Below are 18,036 nucleotides of genomic sequence, written 5' to 3'. Positions count from 1 at the left end.
CTCCTTGAATCATATTCATAAGTTAAAGTAACCATGTCTGTCTAATCTTAAACGACACAGCCATCGAACGTCTGATCTATATTGTAACAAATGGAATCAAGTGAGCGCAAGGAACCTTCAACCAAATATACCTCACCTAATTTGTCATATAGTTGTCAGTAACATTACCCAATATCTAGCATTTGTTACAAAAAAACATTAAGCTGAGTTGATCTGGATTTTTTAGAAAATAGCGAGGTTAGCCTTTTGCTTGTGCGCCTTAATTAACAGATAGTTATCCACTAATCTCTTACATATCTATATCCATCTACCCTATTTACTTATTACCTATTGTTCTCAATTATCCGCTTCCCCCTACTTGGATATACATCTATTCGACGCCTATTCAAATAGTGCCGCTTTTACCTATACTGTGCCTATCGTATACTGTACCTATCCTCTACCTATCCACTTTGCTATCACCTACGTTTTTCTATATAAATGTATTTCGTGCAACTATTTAAGCCTTATCACCGCCAAAAAACTAATTAGTTGCACTTTCTGCAGCTAAAAAAGCGAAATCAGACCAATTAGAGGTAACTCATCAGATTTAGATGTACAAAATGCAACTAACTGCCACTTTTACTACATAACCCAAATTTAACTGCACATAATGCAATTAACCAAGCCTGTTATGAGTTAAAAAGCACCGCCCCCAGGAGGGACGGTGCTTAGTAACATTATAGAGTTACGCAACGCATAACCGTCATTTATTTCTTTTTACGCTTACGTGGTGCTCCTTCTGGAGCGCCGCCATTATTGTCACTTCGTTTAGAAGTAACTTGCTCAAACGTCTCTACGTTGCCTGGTGTCACGGACTGGCCGATGAACACGCCGCCTTTGGTTTTCTTTTTGCGGCGGCCTTTGCCTGTAGGAGCGCCGTTACGGCCTTCTCCACCGCCAAAGTTCCCCCCGCGATCCTCGCGGCTGCGGAACTTCGTGCTGCCGTCCACGCCCCGCGCTTCGCCGCCGGAGGCGTCGGACGCAGGAGCGCCGTATCCGCCTTTGCCTGATCCAAAGCCGAAGCTGATGCCGCGTCCACCACCGGCACCGCCGGTGTCTCCGCCGCGGCCTCGCCCGCCGCTGCGCTCACGCGGCGCGCCTGCGTTGCCGCCGGCTTCGCCTCCGCGCTCTGCGCCCGGCGCAGCAACTACCCGGCTCGCATCCTCGCCGGCCTCGCGCCCGCGCTTCCGCTTACCGCGTCCGCCCGCTGCGCCAACACCGGCCGCTTCGCGCGGCCCTTCACCGGCGCGCACAGCTGCGCCCGGCTTGCCCTTGCCCGCGCCTGCAGCAGCGCCGCCGGGCTTGCCTTTACCGCCGCGTCCCTTGCCCGCGGCGCCTTTGCCCCCGGCCGGCTTAATGAAGCCGCCACCCGAACGGCCGCCCTTGCCTCCGCGGCCGCCTGCAAAGCCACCGCCGCGGTGCTCACCTGGCGCGCGTGGCTTCATGTCGACCAACTCGAAATCGATCGTGTGGTCATCCATATTTACTTTGGCAACTCGGATCTTCACCTCGTCACCAATGCGGAACACACGCGATGTGCGCTCGCCAATAAGCGCCATATGACCTTCGTCGAAGTGATAATAATCGTCGCTCATTGCACTGAGACGAATAAGACCTTCGACGGTATTATCCAGCTCGATGAACATTCCGAAGCTGGTCACACTGCTGACCATAGCCTCGAATTCCTCGCCTACTTTATCCTGCATGTATTCTGCTTTCTTCAGTTGCTCCGTATCGCGTTCAGCTTCTACCGCCACACGCTCGCGTTCCGAGGACTGCTGAGCAATGTCAGGCATCCGGCTAGACAAATAATCATGCCGTTTCTGGGTCAGTGCCCCTCCATTCTCAATCACTTCACGCATTACGCGGTGAATGACCAGATCGGGGTACCGGCGAATTGGAGAAGTAAAGTGAGAATAGTATTCCGCAGCCAGTCCGAAATGGCCCGTGCTCTCCGCATCATACTTTGCCTGCTTCATGGAACGCAGCATCATCGTACTGATGACCGTCTGTTCCTTCGTGCCTTGGATTTGCTCCAACAGATCCTGCAAAGCACGTGGATGAACCGAATTGCCACGGCCCTTGACGTGATATCCGAAATTGGCCGCAAAAGCCATGAAATTCTGCAGCTTCTCTGGATCTGGATCTTCGTGAATCCGGTAAAGGAACGGAACCTTCAACCAGTGGAAATGCTCAGCAACCGTTTCATTTGCCGCCAGCATAAACTCCTCGATAATCTGCTCCGCTACAGAACGTTCGCGCTTCACGATATCTACAGCCTTGCCGTTCTCGTCGACGATGATTTTGCTCTCTTCAAAATCAAAATCAACCGCACCCCGGCGCATCCGCGCATCGCGCAGCTTCATCGCCAATTCTTTCATGAGGCGGAAATCATCAATTAGTGGACTATAACGTTCCAGCAGCTCTGGATCTTCATCTTCGAGAATTTTACGAACATTGGAGTAAGTCATTCTCTCTTTGGTGCGAATCACGCTCGTAAAGACATCGTGCTTCACAACCTTCATTTGCTCGTTAAATTCCATTTCACAGGACATTGTTAACCGGTCTACCTGTGGATTCAAGCTGCAAATCCCGTTCGATAGACGGTGCGGCAACATCGGAATAACCCGGTCTACCAAATACACACTACAACCGCGGTCATAGGCTTCTTTATCCAGCTCAGAGCCTTCACGCACATAATAACCTACGTCTGCTATATGGACGCCCAGCTTGTAATGTCCATTCTCCAAGCGCTGTACGTTTACCGCATCATCCAAATCCTTAGCATCTTCGCCATCAATCGTAACAATGTTCAGCCCTCGCAGGTCGCGTCTTCCTTGCTCCGCAATCTCCTCTTCTGTAATTGAATCAGGAGCACTATCGGCTTCATCCATCACTTCAGCTGGAAATGCTTCAGGCAATTGATGTTTGCGGATAATGGAAAGAATATCAACACCCGGATCATCCTTATGTCCGAGAATTTCAATAATTTCACCCTCTGCCGCTGCTCGGCCTTCCGGATAACTCACAATACGCACAACGACCTTTTGACCATCTACAGCACCTTTAAAGGATTGCTTCGGAATGAAAATATCACGATTAATCCGCTTATCATCAGGCAGCACAAAGCCATAGGTCTCCAGGTTTTGAAAAACACCTACCGTCTGCAACACGCCACGTTTTACAATACGTACTACTTCGCCTTCCATACGTCCGCCGGACGGACTTTTAGAGGTAATACGAATCAGAACGATATCGCCATTCATAGCTCCCTTAAGATCATTTGCATGGATATATACGTCAGGATGATCACGATCATCCGGGATTAAAAAAGCAAAACCCTTCGCATGTGCTTGTAAACGTCCACGCAGCAAATCCATCCGTTCCGGCACGCCATAACGTGCAGTACGGGTCAATACAATTCTTCCATCCTGCTCTAATTCAATCAGCAGCTCCTCGAACTTTTTAAACCCTTCACTATCCTCTAGAGCAAAATGACTCACCAGCTCTTCATAAGTCATTGGTTTATATGCAGTTTCCCGCATGAAATCGAGTAATATTTCTTGTGTTATCATGTTCGTCACCCCAGCCCTCCGCGGCTTCAAGCCGCTGGCAAATATGTATATCTTGTCCTGCCCTGCAGTAATGCCAAGTAAATTTTACCTTTACTACTTCATACCCTAGTATACACGAAATCAATCCTGCGCATCCCTGTTACTGTCATCCAAAGGTTAACACAGTACAAAATTTCCTTTAACTGCTGAAATACATCCATGCCAATTTCAGATTTACTTCCTATCGATCCAGCCTTTTTCTTTGCGAATATGAAAAGAAAAGCACCCTTAGGTGCTTTTTAACTCCTTTTAATATAACAAAAAAGCCTCCGCTCTATTCCATTTAGAACAGAGCGAGGGCTTACGGTAGATCTTTTAGTCGATTAGAATAGCAGCTAGAATCGCCATGATGAAGAAACCAGCAGCAAGTCCAACAGTTACACGTTGTAGTACAAGCTCCATACCACGAGCTTTTGTTTTACCAAAGAGATGCTCAGCACCGCCAGAGATGGCACCGGAAAGACCCGCGCTTTTCCCCTTTTGCAGAAGAACGACCGCAATAAGACCGACGGAAAAAATCAGGAGCACAACTTTCAAAAAGATATCCATTCACTTCCACCTCCTACGCCTAAGCATCACTATCTATGGTAATTTAGGTTATCACGATACATAAACAGTATTCTTATTTTATCATAGCGCTGTCGGTAATACAACAGCTTAGACTGTTAAGTCGTAGCTTTTCTTGCAAGATAAGGATAAACCTATTAAAGTCTATCTTCTTCAAATCATAAAAAAGACCCGCCATAACGGCGGGTCTTCGAAGTCTGCTATAAAAGCAGATTATCTTTTAAGGTTGTAGAAGGATTTCAGGCCGTTGTATTGAGCCAATTCACCCAACTCATCTTCGATGCGAAGCAATTGGTTGTATTTAGCAACACGGTCTGTACGGGAAGGAGCACCTGTTTTGATTTGACCAGCATTAGTCGCAACAGCGATGTCAGCGATTGTGCTATCTTCGGATTCACCGGAACGGTGGGAGATAACTGCTGTGTAACCAGCACGTTTAGCCATTTCGATAGCATCAAAAGTTTCAGTCAATGTACCAATTTGGTTAACCTTAACCAAGATGGAGTTACCGATACCTTTTTCGATACCTGTTGCAAGACGCTCAGTGTTAGTAACGAACAAGTCGTCACCAACCAATTGGACTTTATCGCCCAATTTTTCAGTAAGCAATTTCCAGCCATCCCAGTCGTCTTCGGACATACCGTCTTCGATTGTGATGATAGGATATTTTTCAACCCATGAAGCAAGAAGGTCAACATACTCAGCGGAAGTGTAAGATTTACCTTCGCCAGCAAGGGTGTATTTACCGTCTTTGTAGAACTCAGTGGAAGCAACGTCCATACCCAAGAATACGTCAACACCTGGTTTGTAACCAGCTTTTTCAATAGCTTCGATGATTGTAGTGATTGCTTCTTCATTCGAACCAAGGTTCGGTGCGAAACCACCTTCGTCACCTACAGCTGTGTTCAAGCCTTTGGATTGAAGTACGGATTTCAAGTTGTGGAAGATTTCAGCACCTGTGCGAAGAGCTTCTTTGAAGCTTGGAGCTCCTACAGGAAGAACCATGAACTCTTGAACGTCGATGTTGTTGTCCGCATGCTCACCACCATTGATGATGTTCATCATTGGTACTGGAAGAGTTTTAGCGTTGAATCCGCCCAGGTATACGTACAAAGGAATATCCAAAGCTGCTGCAGCTGCACGAGCTACTGCCATGGATACAGCTAGGATTGCGTTAGCGCCCAATTTGCCTTTGTTAGGAGTTCCGTCCAAAGTAATCATCAATTTGTCGATGCCCACTTGGTCAAGAGCGTCCATACCGATAACTTCTGGAGCGATGATTTCATTTACGTTCTCAACAGCTTTCAGAACGCCTTTACCCATGTAACGGGATTTGTCGCCATCACGAAGTTCTACAGCTTCGTGAGCACCAGTGGAAGCGCCGGAAGGAACGATAGCGCGGCCTTTAGCACCGGATTCCAGATAAACGTCAACCTCTACAGTAGGGTTACCACGGGAGTCAAGGACTTCGCGAGCATATACATCAGAAATAATAGTCATGTAAGTTAATCTCCTTTTAACATTGTTTTGGTCTTACTTGTATAGCTTAAAATCAAAGGCGTTATACCTTACCTTACTTACGGCTAGCAATCATGGATTGTCCGGTCATTTCCGCAGGTTGCGGAAGTCCCATCAAATCTAGGATTGTTGGTGCTACGTCTGCAAGAATACCGGATTCACGTAATACAACATTCTCAGTAGTCACGATGAACGGAACAGGATTGGTTGTATGAGCAGTGAACGGGCGACCGTTCTCGTCAAATACCATATCTGCATTACCATGGTCAGCGATAATAATGGCAACGCCACCTTTGGCAACAACCGCATCCACTACTTTACCTACACACTCATCCGTCACTTCTACAGCCTTGATTGTTGGTTCCAGCATGCCGGAGTGTCCAACCATATCAGGATTGGCAAAGTTAAGAATGATAGCATCCTGTCTTTCCGCTTCGATTTCCGCTACGCAGGCTGCAGCCACTTCGTATGCGCTCATCTCAGGTTGAAGATCATAGGTCGCCACTTTAGGAGAGTTGATTAAGATCCGAGTTTCACCAGGAAGCTCCTCGTCACGTCCACCGCTGAAGAAGAAGGTTACATGCGGATATTTCTCAGTTTCCGCGATGCGCAGTTGCTTCTTGTTTTGTTGAACAAGCACTTCACCCAATGTGTTATCCAGGTTCTTCGGTGAATAGGCTACATAACCTTGTACCGTTTCGCTGAAAGTAGTTAGGCATACGAAGTGCAGGTTTTGCGGGAACAAAGGACCACGATCGAAACCGCGGAAATCTTGATTCGTGAACACTTGTGACAATTGAATAGCACGGTCAGGACGGAAGTTGAGGAATACGACGGAATCGCCGCTCTCTACTGCCGTTACAGGTTTGCCTTCACTGTTTACAATTACACTAGGTTCAACGAATTCATCAAATACCGAGTTTTCATAAGATGAAGTGATGGCTTGCACAGCATCCGTGTATTTAGGGCCTTCACCATAAACCATAGCACGGTAGGCTTTCTCTACACGTTCCCAACGTTTATCACGATCCATTGCGTAATAACGTCCGGACACCGTTGCAATTGTACCCACGCCAACCTCTTCGATTTTAGCTACTAGATCTTGGACAAACTTCTTCCCACTATCAGGAGCTACGTCACGACCGTCCATAAAAGCATGGATATACACTTCATGCATATCTTCTTTTTTAGCAAGGTCAAGCATAGCAAACAAGTGGTTAATATGGCTATGTACCCCTCCGTCGGATACAAGCGCGTAAAGGTGAAGCTTTTTGCCACTGTTCTTAGCATTTCTAACTGCGCTAACCAGGGTTTCGTTATCGAAGAACTCACCTTCGCGAATCGATTTATCGATACGAGTCAAATCCTGATAAACGATCCGGCCTGCACCAATATTCAAATGCCCTACTTCGGAGTTGCCCATTTGCCCTTCCGGAAGGCCTACAGCTTCACCGCAAGCAGTGAGTGTAGTGTTAGGATATTGTTTCAGGTAACGGTCATAGTTAGGTTTGTTGGCTTGAGCAACGGCATTACCTTCTGTCGTTCCACGCAAACCAAAACCATCCATGATAATCAAAGCTACGGGTTTTGGAGCTGACATCTTACTTCGCCCCCTCAACCAATTGAACGAAGGAATCCGGTTGTAAGCTGGCACCGCCAACAAGCGCACCATCGATGTCGCTTTGGCCCATGTACTCAGTTACATTCTCAGGCTTCACGCTGCCGCCGTATTGAATACGAACAGCTTCAGCTGTTGCTGCATCATACAGATCTTTTACAAGACTGCGGATGTAAGCAATAACTTCGTTAGCATCTTGGGAAGTGGAAGATTTACCTGTGCCAATAGCCCAGATAGGTTCGTATGCAATAACAACTTTTGCTGCTTGCTCGGCACTAAGACCTTGGAATGCAGCTTCAGTTTGTACTTTACATACTGCTTTAGTTTGATCAGCTTCACGCTCTTCGAGCTTTTCGCCAACACATACGATAGGAGTAATTCCGTGACGGAATGCAGCATGCATTTTCTTATTCACGATTTCATCCGTTTCGCCAAAATAAGCACGACGCTCAGAGTGGCCAATGATAACATAGTCCACACCAAGATCACTTAGCATTACACCACTGATCTCGCCTGTGTAAGCACCGTTATCTTCAAAGTGTAGGTTTTGTGCACCAATCTTGATGTCAGTACCTTTTGCAGCTGCTACAAGTGCAGGCAGGTTAGTAAATGGAGCGCAGATTACAGTCTCAACGCCTTCTACTTCTGCTTTGCCTTTAATTTCAGCAATAAAGCTTTCTGCTTCAGGAACTGTTTTGAACATTTTCCAGTTACCTGCAATAATAGGTGTTCTCATGACTTATGTTGCCTCCTTCTTAGGTCTTACTTATCGTTCAGTGCTTCTACGCCAGGAAGCGCCTTGCCTTCCATGAACTCAAGGGATGCACCGCCACCAGTGGAGATATGATCCATTTGATCAGCCAGGTGGAATTTCTCTGCTGCTGCTGCGGAATCTCCGCCACCAATAACAGTGTAACCTTCAGTAGTTGCACAAGCTTTTGCTACTGCAAGTGTACCTTCAGCGAATTTATCGATTTCGAATACGCCCATAGGTCCATTCCAGACAACCAGCTTGGAGTTCTTGATAATATCGGCATAAAGTTCACGAGTCTTAGGTCCGATATCAAGTCCTTCCCAACCTTCTGGGATTTCATTGTAATCAACGATCTTAGTGTTAGCGTCAGCACCAAATTTATCAGCAACAACAACATCAACAGGAAGCATGAAGTTTTTACCAAGTGCTTTTGCTTTTTCGATGAATCCAAGAGCAACGTCAAGTTTGTCGTTGTCTACTAGTGATTTACCGATTTCAAAGCCTTGTGCTTTAGTGAATGTATAAGACAATCCACCGCCGATCAGGACGTTATCAGCCAAAGACAACAAGTTATCAATAACATCAATCTTGTCTTTAACTTTCGAACCACCGATGATCGCAGTGAAAGGACGTTCTGGGTTAGAAAGAGCTTTACCAAGAACGGACAATTCTTTCTCCATCAAAAGACCGGATACAGCTGGTAAGAAATGAGCGATACCTTCTGTCGATGCATGTGCACGGTGAGCCGCACCAAACGCATCATTAACAAACAAATCAGCCAATTCAGCGAATTGTTTAGCCAGTTCAGGATCGTTTTTCTCTTCACCTGGGTAGAAGCGAACATTCTCAAGTACAAGTACGTCGCCTTCGCCTAGCTCAGCGATTTTTGCTTTTACAGCTTCGCCAATTGCTTCGTCAGCTTTAGCTACTGGTTTGCCAAGGAGCTCGGACAGACGTTCAGCAGCAGTAGTCAAACGCATGGAATCTACGAATTCGCCTTTAGGACGACCCATATGACTCGCAAGAATGATCTTTGCACCGTTCCCGATCAAATATTTAATGGTTGGAAGTGTTTCGCGAATACGAGTATCATCAGTAATTTTACCGTCTTCTACAGGTACGTTGAAATCCACGCGTACAAATACGCGCTTACCCTTTACTTCTACATCACGGACGCTTTTTTTGTTCATGATTAATTCCTCCACACCCAAAATTGTTTCTAGCAGGAAACAAGAAATACATTTAGAAAGAGCGGAAACAAGGAATTTCTGTTTCCGCTCTATAGATGTTGCTTATATCAAGTCAATTACTTAGCGATTTTAGCGAATTTCTCCAAAGTACGAACCAATTGTGCAGTGTAGGACATTTCATTGTCATACCAAGCAACAGTTTTAACCAGTTGTTTGTCGCCAACAGTCAATACTTTAGTTTGTGTAGCATCGAACAGGGATCCGAAAGTCATACCTTTGATGTCGGAAGATACGATTTCATCTTCAGTGTAACCATAAGTGTCTGGATCGGAAGCTGCTTTCATTGCTGCGTTGATTTCTTCAACAGTAACGCTCTTATCAAGAACAGTTACAAGTTCAGTCAGGGAACCAGTTGCAACTGGAACACGTTGAGCTGCACCATCCAATTTACCTTTAAGTTCTGGAATAACCAGACCGATTGCTTTAGCAGCACCAGTAGTGTTAGGAATGATGTTCTCAGCTGCTGCACGAGCGCGTCTGAAGTCACCTTTAGCATGTGGAGCATCCAAAGTGTTTTGGTCGCCAGTGTAAGCATGAATTGTAGTCATCAAGCCTTCAACGATACCGAACTTGTCGTTCAGTACTTTTGCCATTGGAGCTAGGCAGTTAGTTGTGCAAGATGCGCCGGAAATAACAGTCTCAGTACCATCAAGAATGTCATCGTTAACGTTGTAAACGACAGTTTTCATGTCGCCAGTAGCTGGAGCGGAGATAACTACTTTCTTAGCTCCACCTTTCAAGTGTTTTTCAGCTGCTTCTTTAGTTGTGAAGAAACCTGTGCACTCAAGTACGATATCAACGCCTAGGTCGCCCCATGGCAATTCTTCAGGGTTGCGGTTAGCAAGAACCTTAACTTCTTTACCATTGACTTTGAAGAAGCCATCATGCACTTCAACATCACCTTGGAATTTACCTTGAGTTGTATCATATTTAAGCAAATGAGCAAGCATCTTAGCGTCAGTCAAGTCGTTGATTGCTACCACTTCGATACCTTCTACATTTTGAATACGGCGGAAAGCAAGGCGTCCAATACGTCCAAAACCGTTAATTCCAACTTTTACACTCATTGAATAGTTCCTCCTAGAATTCGTTTTATTTATTCAAAACAGACGGTGAGGTCTGTCATGACAACAATGTTAAGTATGATGCAAGAAGTATGTTATTGCCTGCAATCTAAAAACTACGAAGATAGCTGTAGTTGATTGTCAATTTCCTTGCCTATTTCTACTGCAGCAGCCTCGTCCGTGACGAGAATATTCTCCTGCCCGAAACGCAGCATGGCATGAATGGCTTTGGCCTTGGGTTTGCCTCCTGCAATACCGATGACTTTCTCTGTCCGAATAATATCTTCTAGACGTAGACCCATCGTAAGCATGGTATGGACAACCTGACCCTCTTCATTGAAATAATAGCCAAAAGATTCGGCCACTGCCCCTTCACCCTGGATTTCCGAGACTGTAGCCTCGTCCAGTTTGCGGCGGCGGGTCATTTCAATGGCATCCCCAATCCCATGTACAATAATACGCGAACTACGGATGGTTTGTACAATCTCTCCAATATTAGAGTCAAGTGCCAGCGATTGGTATGCATCCCCGCTAAGCAAATCAGGGACATGCAACAACCGGTAGTTGGCTCCAACCCGCTTTGCCATGGTTGAGGCAATCGTGTTGGCTTGAATCTCCATACTCTCTCCTAATCCTCCACGCGCCGGAACAAACCAAGCGTTCTTATAGGAAAGGGACAACGGCGGTGCCAGTTGATCAGCCATATCGGCAAGCGTCGATCCACCTGTGACGGCAACTGTATCATCTGCGCGAAGTATACTCAGCAGCGCTTTCGCACCCGCTCGGCCAAGCTCTCGTTTGGTGAACGGCGATGACTCACAATCACCCGGTACTACAATAACTTTATCCAGACCATACGTTGCTCGAATTTTCTCTTCCAGCTCATCCAGACCAAATAGGCTCTTAACAACCGGCTCTAGCAAATCAAGCAGTCTACGTCCAGCAGCGCTAATGCGCATGCCAACACTCTCGATCTCAATAAGCCCTTGCGATTTCAGAAGATCCGTCTCGGCACGCAGTACCCGCTCAGTCATATCTAGCGAAGCGGCTAGCGTTCTGCGCCCAATAATATCGGACAGCATGATCTGATGAAGAATCGTGTACCGTCTCTTAAGGGTTTCCATGAGATCAGGCAGAAGCTGCTTTTGGATATCTAATAAATTACGCATACTTTCACTCCTGCAACTTCGTCTTCCTCTATTCCCTTGTTCATGGTCTCAAAACGTCCCGGGTAAACTTTTTAAGTCCCACCCATATTCTAACCAAATATTGCTCGAAGCGCAAGTCTTCCGAGAGTAGAATTCTCAAGCGCTTGTCTTCTTATACATTAATAAGGTCAGAAAAAGATATAGCGCCAGATGCCTGTCCCTAGAGCGCTTGTCCAGTATTAATATTACATTGCAATTGTGTAAAAATTGTATTATAATCATTTTTGTTGCGCCCGTGGTCCAATGGATATGACGTAGGCCTCCGAAGCCTGAGATCCAAGTTCGATTCTTGGCGGGCGCGCCATTAATTTCATTTTTGCACATAATTTAGTAGTGCCTATACTACTACTTAACCAAAGAGCCGCTTGTCGGCTCTTTTTTTTGAATATAAGTTTGACTTTCTTTGACTTTTTGTTTGAATTTGTTTATCATGTGGGTAATACGGCAAGAGTAAAAATGAATACATTTAAAGAACCAATATCAAGGAGGTTTTCCACGTGAGTTATATTCCTATGGTAGTAGAACAGAGCAACCGCGGCGAGCGCGCTTATGACATCTATTCCCGCCTGCTGAAGGACCGCATCATTTTCCTTGGAACGGAGGTTAATGACGTGGTAGCCAATTCTATCATCGCACAAATGCTGTTCTTAGCTGCCGAAGATCCTGACAAGGACATTCACCTCTACGTGAATAGTCCAGGCGGTTCCATTACTGCAGGTATGGCTATTTTTGATACAATGCAGTACATTAAACCAGACGTTTCCACCATTTGTGTGGGTATGGCAGCTTCCATGGGAGCTTTCCTGCTAAACGCTGGCGCCAAAGGCAAACGCTTCGCACTGCCTAACAGCGAGATTATGATCCACCAGCCTCTGGGTGGTGCTCAAGGTCAAGCAACGGACATTGAAATCCGTGCCCGCCGCATCCTCAAATTGCGCGATAAGCTGAACCGTATTCTAGCAGAACGTACGGGTCAACCTCTAGAACGTATTGAGAAGGATACAGATCGCGACTACTTCATGACTGCTGCAGACGCGGCTGAATACGGTATCGTAGATAAAGTAATCGAGAAGACATTGCCTAGCGGTGTGTAAGCTATAAAGTAAAAATATAAAGAGGCTGTGCTCTATCCGTTATGGTTAGAGCACAGCCTCTTTATATTTTATAGAAGACCTAAATCCAATTAAGCCAGCCCGCCATAACCTAGCGCATCCAGCTTCTCGGCAATTACGCGATAACCCCGGCCATTCGGATGCAAATGATCAATGGATAACAGCCCTCTCTCATTTCCTGCGAACTCACTGTAAATCGAAGCAAATCCACATACTCGGCTGCTGTACTGTGCTGCGTATTGATTAAACTGCCTGACCCACTCTGTCGCACCAACCACCTGAGGATAGGGGTTATATAATCCCACAATTCTAATGATAAAAGGTCTACGCGTCCTCGCCTTCAATTGTATAAGGATATTCATAATTGCAGAGAAATTTTGTTTGCATTCCTGAAGCGATCTGCGCAGTTCTGCGGATAAGTTGCCTTGCTGTCTTGCTGCTGATTTGGCCGCGTGAATCAAATCATTACCACCGATAGACACAGTGATGATATCGGCTACTCGAACGGCCTCACGCATCATGGAATTTCCGCGCAGCCGCTGCTCCAGCTCTGAAGTAGTCATTCCGTTCACGCCTAAATTCGTAGAGGCTACAGTAGTCCGCAGTCTCCCTTCTGCCATTCTACGGTACACCGGTACAAAACCGTTACCTGGCAGAGCACCAAATCCAGTCGTCAAGGAATCGCCAATTGCAGTATATTGGTAGCCCATAGCTCTCCCCCGTTCATAAACTAGTTACTCCCTTTAGCATATGAACAAGAGACAACTCTGGTAAGGGGGAGATGTCTTGTGCCGACATTAGCGGAGACGACGCATTTCCATTTATTTCATGCCAGCAAACGGGCTACTGCCATCCGGCAAAAGCTCTTTGAAACTAAAAGTATACTCAGGGAAGCCTGCAGCATACGCTGTGTACTCATATAATTGGAAGAACAGAACAACCTTGTCGTCCTTCAGATAGAAATATTTCTCCGTATTCAATCCGTTGAATCCTCCCAAATAACTATCCTCTGCCTTCAGCAGCTTGCTCAGCTTTGCATTCAGCTGTTTTTTGTAGTTTGGATTAGCTCCAAACAGGTCGCCCAACAGTAGACGTTTACCATCCTTAAGCGAGAAGGTGAAGGCTTCACGGTTAGTCATTCCATGGGCGCCGCCCGTATCACTATACTGATGCATCACTATGCTGATCACACCATTCTGATTGTAGGTCACTACATAACCTGAATCATAGGTGTATTTGGGCTCTGCTCCATCTCGATCGGAGATATCCTGTTCTGCACCCGCCGCGAATTTCATAACACTTTCCTTCAAAGTATTATTAATAGCTTGTTGCGCACTGGAGTTGCCCAATCCACTGATCTTCGGATAATCAAGCTGAATAAAAGCTTCTGCCCGATCTTTAGCATAAGTTTCCGTGGTTACCGTCAGCGCGTTCTGCGGTCTGTTCACCACATTCAGCCTACTGGCGGCCCGACTCCAATCTACCTTATAACCCATATAATCATTTAACAATCCTGATGGAACATAGAGGCGATTATTAATTAACTTCCCTTCATACTCTCGAATGAAATAGTTGTTCACCCACACAGAAGTACCGTAGCTGGATAACATCAACTTGGCCTTGGCCGATCCTTTTCCAATCATGTACGCATTTTCCTTCTTATCATACACAAGCGGTAATCCCAACACACCTCGCATAAAAGTTAGGGGAATCCAGGCCTGTCCTTCCTTCAAAATACCTTCCTGCAACGAATTTATCCCGTTTGCCTTTAAAACGATACGCGATTCAATAGTTTTATTCTCCGTTTTACTAGCTGCTGCATAACCCGTTTCGCTGGGCAGCAGACCTCCACCAAACAATAAACCTGCTGACATCAGACCTATGCCCCATTTGCGTGCTGATTCTTTTGAAATAATATTCATCATCTTATTTTTCCTCTCCTTTCCAATTTATTAAACAGAATCGTAGAGAACTTACACAAAAAAAGAGGCCCCCCCACTATTACTAGTGGAAGATCACCTCTCCTCTCTGCATTCACCTTGTTCTGATACTATTTCAATTCATACATTACGCTCAGCTGAGTTGTAACTTTAACTACTCCGGGTTGCACGGATGTACTTGCACCAGCATCTGCTGCAGCCATATTCATTTTTAGATTCTGTTCAAAATAAACCGGAGTGATATCGCCATCATTTTGGCTGACCGTGATCACTTGACCCAAGCTGCGTTTAGCTGCCTTAGCAATAGCCCCTGCTTTAACATCTGCATTCGCCATCGCTTTTTCAATCACCTGAGCTTCAAATGCAGAAGTATCTTCCACAGAAAAACGTGCATTTCCGATATTATTCGCCCCTGCCGCAGATGCAGCGTCCAGCAATTCACCAACCTTGGTCAGATCTCTATAAGACACTAACAGCGTATGATTGGCGTTGTACCCCTTCACTTGCTGTCCTTCTTTTTCGCTGTAACTATAATTGGGTTGCACATAAAACTGCGTGCTTTGAATATCTTTATCTGCAATTTTCCAAGTATTCTTCAGTAAAGTCATAATCTTCTGAATTTTAGCGGCATTGGTCTTCTGCGCTTCTTGCGCAGTTGTGGCCGTAGTATCCACACCGATGGACAAGTATACGATATCCGGCTTGAGGGACAATTCGCCTTTACCTACTACACTAACGACATTTTTCTGCACTTCATCTGCGTAAGCCTTTGCAGGACCTTGGAAAACACCACTCATGCTGATCCCTCCAATTAACAAACTCCCTACAATCATCACTGAACCAATTTTCTTCAATAAACCTTTCATATTTGCCAGCCCCTTTCATTTCTTGTGATTTGTTATTATCCTCTAGACGAGTCATTTTGGTAAATGTTGCACGTTCTCCATCTATTTTTTGGTATTAAAAAAAGCCCCGAAGGGCTTTTGGTCATGCGATAAATAAAGTCTTCCTAGCAGAAACGATGTTGTCTTCCTATTATTGGTTCTCAAGCTCTTCTTTGCTGACCAGACTTGTCAAAGCGTTTACAGCTTGATCGGCATCCGCACCGTCCGCGCTAATGTAAATCTCCGTGCCGGAACTGATAGCGAGGCTCATAATCCCCATAATACTTTTAGCATTTACTTTTTTATCATCTTTTTCCACGAAAATCTCCGACGAAAACTTGTTAGCTTCTTGCACAAACAATGCTGCCGGTCGGGCATGAAGCCCTGTCTTCAACCGAACAACTACCGGGTGCTTTGTCATGAAACGCTTACCCCCTAATTGAGTTCTCCCCAAAAGTTTCACATTAATTTTATATTATTATATCATTATAACGTAAACCACACTAGAAAAAAAGTAATTAGCCGCCTCGAACCTTGTCCGCCAGCTCATCAATCTTACGAAGCCGATGATTTACTCCCGACTTACTGACTGTACCTTTGAGCATTTCACCAACCTCCTTGAGGTTGATATCTGGATGCGCCATTCGAATTTCTGCTACTTCACGCAGTTTATCCGGCAAATTCTCCAGTCCCATTTCTCGCTGCAACAGCTTGATATTTTCAATCTGCCGCACCGCAGCACTTATAGTTTTGTTGAGATTTGCGGTCTCGCAGTTCACGATCCGATTCACGGAATTACGCATATCGCGCATAATTCTTACATCCTCAAATTTGAACAGCGCCTGATGCGCTCCAATCAAACTTAAGAATTCAATAATCTTCTCGCCTTCTTTAATGTAAAGAATGAACCCTTTTTTACGTTCAATACAGCGTGCGTTTAGGTGGAATTCCCCAGCCAGATCCACTAATGCTTTACAATGTTCCTCATACATCGAGGAAATCTCCAAATGGTAGGAGGAGCCTTCCGGATTATTAACCGATCCGCCAGCCAGAAAGGCACCGCGCAAATAAGCACGCTTGCAGCAGTTATTCCCAACAATCTCATCATCAATACCATCGGTAAAAATAAATCCTTCCGACACAATTCTAAGATCCTTTAGGATCTCTTGTACACGGTTTGGGATTCTGACGATATAGACGTTATTTTTCTTCAAACGCATTTTTTTACGCACGAGTAGCTCAATATGGACCTGGTAATATTTCTTAAGTAAAGAATATACCCGCCTTGCAATCGCGGCGTTCTCCGTCGAAATGTCGAGAATAACCTTTTTGCTTGAAAGCTGCACAGATCCATTCATACGGATAAGCGCTGACATTTCCGCCTTCTCGCAGCAGGGTTCACTCTCCACCATCGTCAGCTCTTTTTTGGTAAGGGCCGCAAAAGACAAGGGTCTCACCTCTTTCTTGATAAGTACTTCGTTCTCATCTATAAGTTATACCCTAGGGTTTCTGTTTATCCAATCCTGCACAAGCTGATAAATGTGATGGCTAAGCTTATCGGTATCATGTCTCAAATAAGTTCGGAATAAAACCAGTTTATCGGCTATAACCTTGTATCCATTGCCATCCAGCGCTTCTTTATCAAGCTGCACCGGGCGCGCGCCCTTCTCGGCGTACTTCGTCTGGACCTGTTCCGGAATCTCACCGTCATTAACAATAACATAATCGAATAAATCGATCCCGATATGATCATATACAGCTTGAAGATGATCGCTGACGGTATAGTTATCCGTTTCACCCGGCTGAGTCATTACGTTGCAGACGAAAATTTTGATAGCATTCGAAGATACAACCGCTTCTGCCAGTTTCGGAACAAGCAGGTTGGGAAGAATGCTCGTATACAGACTGCCAGGACCCAGCAGGATCGCATCTGCATTCCGAATCGCCTCAAGCGCTTCGGGCAACGGTTCTACATCTGGCGGCTCCAAGGACACTCGTCTGATGATCCCGCCAGCTTCAGGGATTTTGGACTCCCCCGTGATAATCGTGCCGTCCGACATTTCTGCATGCAGGATTACAGCCTCACCGGCCGCAGGCAATACCCGGCCGCGAACAGCGAATAATCGACTGAGCTCCCGTACAGCTGTAACGAAATCGCCGGATATATCCGTGAGCGCAGCAAGAATCAAGTTGCCGAGACTATGACCAGCTAGTCCCTCACCCGTGTTGAAACGGTATCTCATAATCTCTGCCATGAGCGGCTCAACATCAGCCATAGCTGTCAATACGTTGCGGATGTCCCCAGGAGGAGGCATTTGCAGTTCACTGCGCAAAATACCTGAGCTTCCCCCATCATCGGCAACGGTAACAATAGCAGTAATATCTAATGGCTTCTCTTTTAAACCACGAAGCATAACAGATAACCCCGTGCCACCGCCCATAACGACGATACGTGGACGCTGTCT

Annotated in this window: 15 protein-coding genes and 1 tRNA gene; 2 read left to right on the top strand and 14 right to left on the bottom strand. The window is 45.7% G+C overall.

The window, feature by feature from the left end:
* Positions 1 to 749: 749 nt before the first annotated feature.
* The 8 genes from rnr to NYE58_RS00920 form a co-directional block, all read right to left on the bottom strand.
* Complete coding sequence (gene rnr, locus NYE58_RS00955; protein WP_341004224.1) at positions 750 to 3,617, bottom strand: ribonuclease R; 2,868 nt, start codon at positions 3,615 to 3,617, stop codon at positions 750 to 752.
* Positions 3,618 to 3,971: 354 nt separating this feature from the next.
* Complete coding sequence (secG, locus tag NYE58_RS00950; protein ID WP_076126868.1) at positions 3,972 to 4,205, bottom strand: preprotein translocase subunit SecG; 234 nt, start codon at positions 4,203 to 4,205, stop codon at positions 3,972 to 3,974.
* Positions 4,206 to 4,436: 231 nt separating this feature from the next.
* Complete coding sequence (gene eno / locus NYE58_RS00945) at positions 4,437 to 5,723, bottom strand: phosphopyruvate hydratase (protein ID WP_036687130.1); 1,287 nt, start codon at positions 5,721 to 5,723, stop codon at positions 4,437 to 4,439.
* Between the two features lie 73 nt (positions 5,724 to 5,796).
* Positions 5,797 to 7,341, bottom strand: a complete 1,545-nt coding sequence (gene gpmI / locus NYE58_RS00940; RefSeq protein WP_076277724.1) for a 2,3-bisphosphoglycerate-independent phosphoglycerate mutase — start codon at positions 7,339 to 7,341, stop codon at positions 5,797 to 5,799.
* A 1-nt stretch (position 7,342) separates the two neighbouring features.
* Positions 7,343 to 8,095, bottom strand: a complete 753-nt coding sequence (gene tpiA / locus NYE58_RS00935; protein ID WP_076126864.1) for a triose-phosphate isomerase — start codon at positions 8,093 to 8,095, stop codon at positions 7,343 to 7,345.
* Between the two features lie 26 nt (positions 8,096 to 8,121).
* On the bottom strand, positions 8,122 to 9,303 hold the full coding sequence (locus NYE58_RS00930) for a phosphoglycerate kinase (RefSeq protein WP_076277723.1): 1,182 nt from the start codon (positions 9,301 to 9,303) through the stop codon (positions 8,122 to 8,124).
* A gap of 116 nt (positions 9,304 to 9,419) precedes the next feature.
* Positions 9,420 to 10,430 carry a type I glyceraldehyde-3-phosphate dehydrogenase gene (gene gap, locus NYE58_RS00925; protein WP_036687120.1) on the bottom strand — a complete coding sequence of 337 codons (1,011 nt, stop codon included), beginning with the start codon at positions 10,428 to 10,430 and terminating at the stop codon, positions 9,420 to 9,422.
* Positions 10,431 to 10,543: 113 nt separating this feature from the next.
* A complete protein-coding gene (locus tag NYE58_RS00920) occupies positions 10,544 to 11,596 on the bottom strand; it encodes a sugar-binding transcriptional regulator (protein ID WP_076126862.1) in 1,053 nt (350 codons plus the stop codon).
* 268 nt (positions 11,597 to 11,864) lie between these two features.
* On the opposite strand from NYE58_RS00920, the gene NYE58_RS00915 reads away from it, so the two are divergent.
* A tRNA-Arg gene (locus NYE58_RS00915) sits at positions 11,865 to 11,939 on the top strand.
* 193 nt (positions 11,940 to 12,132) lie between these two features.
* Positions 12,133 to 12,729, top strand: coding sequence for an ATP-dependent Clp endopeptidase proteolytic subunit ClpP (gene clpP, locus NYE58_RS00910; RefSeq protein WP_036687113.1), 597 nt, complete (start codon positions 12,133 to 12,135; stop codon positions 12,727 to 12,729).
* An 89-nt stretch (positions 12,730 to 12,818) separates the two neighbouring features.
* Here the strand turns inward: clpP and NYE58_RS00905 are convergent, their stop codons facing one another.
* The 6 genes from NYE58_RS00905 to NYE58_RS00880 form a co-directional block, all read right to left on the bottom strand.
* Positions 12,819 to 13,457 carry a GDSL-type esterase/lipase family protein gene (locus NYE58_RS00905; protein WP_076186860.1) on the bottom strand — a complete coding sequence of 213 codons (639 nt, stop codon included), beginning with the start codon at positions 13,455 to 13,457 and terminating at the stop codon, positions 12,819 to 12,821.
* 111 nt (positions 13,458 to 13,568) lie between these two features.
* The gene (locus NYE58_RS00900) at positions 13,569 to 14,672 is read right to left on the bottom strand and encodes a PdaC/SigV domain-containing protein (RefSeq protein WP_076219200.1); all 1,104 of its coding nucleotides are present in this window, start codon (positions 14,670 to 14,672) and stop codon (positions 13,569 to 13,571) included.
* Between the two features lie 125 nt (positions 14,673 to 14,797).
* Positions 14,798 to 15,553 (bottom strand): SIMPL domain-containing protein, encoded by a 756-nt coding sequence (locus NYE58_RS00895; protein ID WP_076126857.1) that lies wholly within the window; start codon positions 15,551 to 15,553, stop codon positions 14,798 to 14,800.
* A 169-nt stretch (positions 15,554 to 15,722) separates the two neighbouring features.
* Positions 15,723 to 15,992 carry an HPr family phosphocarrier protein gene (locus tag NYE58_RS00890; RefSeq protein WP_036687106.1) on the bottom strand — a complete coding sequence of 90 codons (270 nt, stop codon included), beginning with the start codon at positions 15,990 to 15,992 and terminating at the stop codon, positions 15,723 to 15,725.
* Between the two features lie 97 nt (positions 15,993 to 16,089).
* Positions 16,090 to 17,019, bottom strand: a complete 930-nt coding sequence (gene whiA, locus NYE58_RS00885; RefSeq protein ID WP_036687104.1) for a DNA-binding protein WhiA — start codon at positions 17,017 to 17,019, stop codon at positions 16,090 to 16,092.
* 45 nt (positions 17,020 to 17,064) lie between these two features.
* Positions 17,065 to 18,012, bottom strand: a complete 948-nt coding sequence (locus NYE58_RS00880; RefSeq protein ID WP_169744815.1) for a gluconeogenesis factor YvcK family protein — start codon at positions 18,010 to 18,012, stop codon at positions 17,065 to 17,067.
* Positions 18,013 to 18,036 lie beyond the last annotated feature (24 nt).

This window comes from Paenibacillus sp. FSL L8-0708 (assembly GCF_038009325.1).
Classification (GTDB): Bacteria; Bacillota; Bacilli; order Paenibacillales; family Paenibacillaceae; genus Paenibacillus_AQ; species Paenibacillus_AQ odorifer.
The sequence above is the reverse complement of the archived record's forward strand: the minus strand, read 5'-3'. Positions and strand labels throughout refer to the sequence as shown.

What these genes read in the sequence shown, in the direction of transcription:
- rnr (WP_341004224.1), bottom strand. Translation starts at nt 3,617, where the DNA reads ATGATAACACAAGAAATATTACTCGATTTCATGCGGGAAACTGCATAT.
- secG (WP_076126868.1), bottom strand. Translation starts at nt 4,205, where the DNA reads ATGGATATCTTTTTGAAAGTTGTGCTCCTGATTTTTTCCGTCGGTCTT.
- eno (WP_036687130.1), bottom strand. Translation starts at nt 5,723, where the DNA reads ATGACTATTATTTCTGATGTATATGCTCGCGAAGTCCTTGACTCCCGT.
- gpmI (WP_076277724.1), bottom strand. Translation starts at nt 7,341, where the DNA reads ATGTCAGCTCCAAAACCCGTAGCTTTGATTATCATGGATGGTTTTGGT.
- tpiA (WP_076126864.1), bottom strand. Translation starts at nt 8,095, where the DNA reads ATGAGAACACCTATTATTGCAGGTAACTGGAAAATGTTCAAAACAGTT.
- NYE58_RS00930 (WP_076277723.1), bottom strand. Translation starts at nt 9,303, where the DNA reads ATGAACAAAAAAAGCGTCCGTGATGTAGAAGTAAAGGGTAAGCGCGTA.
- gap (WP_036687120.1), bottom strand. Translation starts at nt 10,430, where the DNA reads ATGAGTGTAAAAGTTGGAATTAACGGTTTTGGACGTATTGGACGCCTT.
- NYE58_RS00920 (WP_076126862.1), bottom strand. Translation starts at nt 11,596, where the DNA reads ATGCGTAATTTATTAGATATCCAAAAGCAGCTTCTGCCTGATCTCATG.
- NYE58_RS00905 (WP_076186860.1), bottom strand. Translation starts at nt 13,457, where the DNA reads ATGGGCTACCAATATACTGCAATTGGCGATTCCTTGACGACTGGATTT.
- NYE58_RS00900 (WP_076219200.1), bottom strand. Translation starts at nt 14,672, where the DNA reads ATGATGAATATTATTTCAAAAGAATCAGCACGCAAATGGGGCATAGGT.
- NYE58_RS00895 (WP_076126857.1), bottom strand. Translation starts at nt 15,553, where the DNA reads ATGAAAGGTTTATTGAAGAAAATTGGTTCAGTGATGATTGTAGGGAGT.
- NYE58_RS00890 (WP_036687106.1), bottom strand. Translation starts at nt 15,992, where the DNA reads ATGACAAAGCACCCGGTAGTTGTTCGGTTGAAGACAGGGCTTCATGCC.
- NYE58_RS00880 (WP_169744815.1), bottom strand. Translation starts at nt 18,012, where the DNA reads ATGGGCGGTGGCACGGGGTTATCTGTTATGCTTCGTGGTTTAAAAGAG.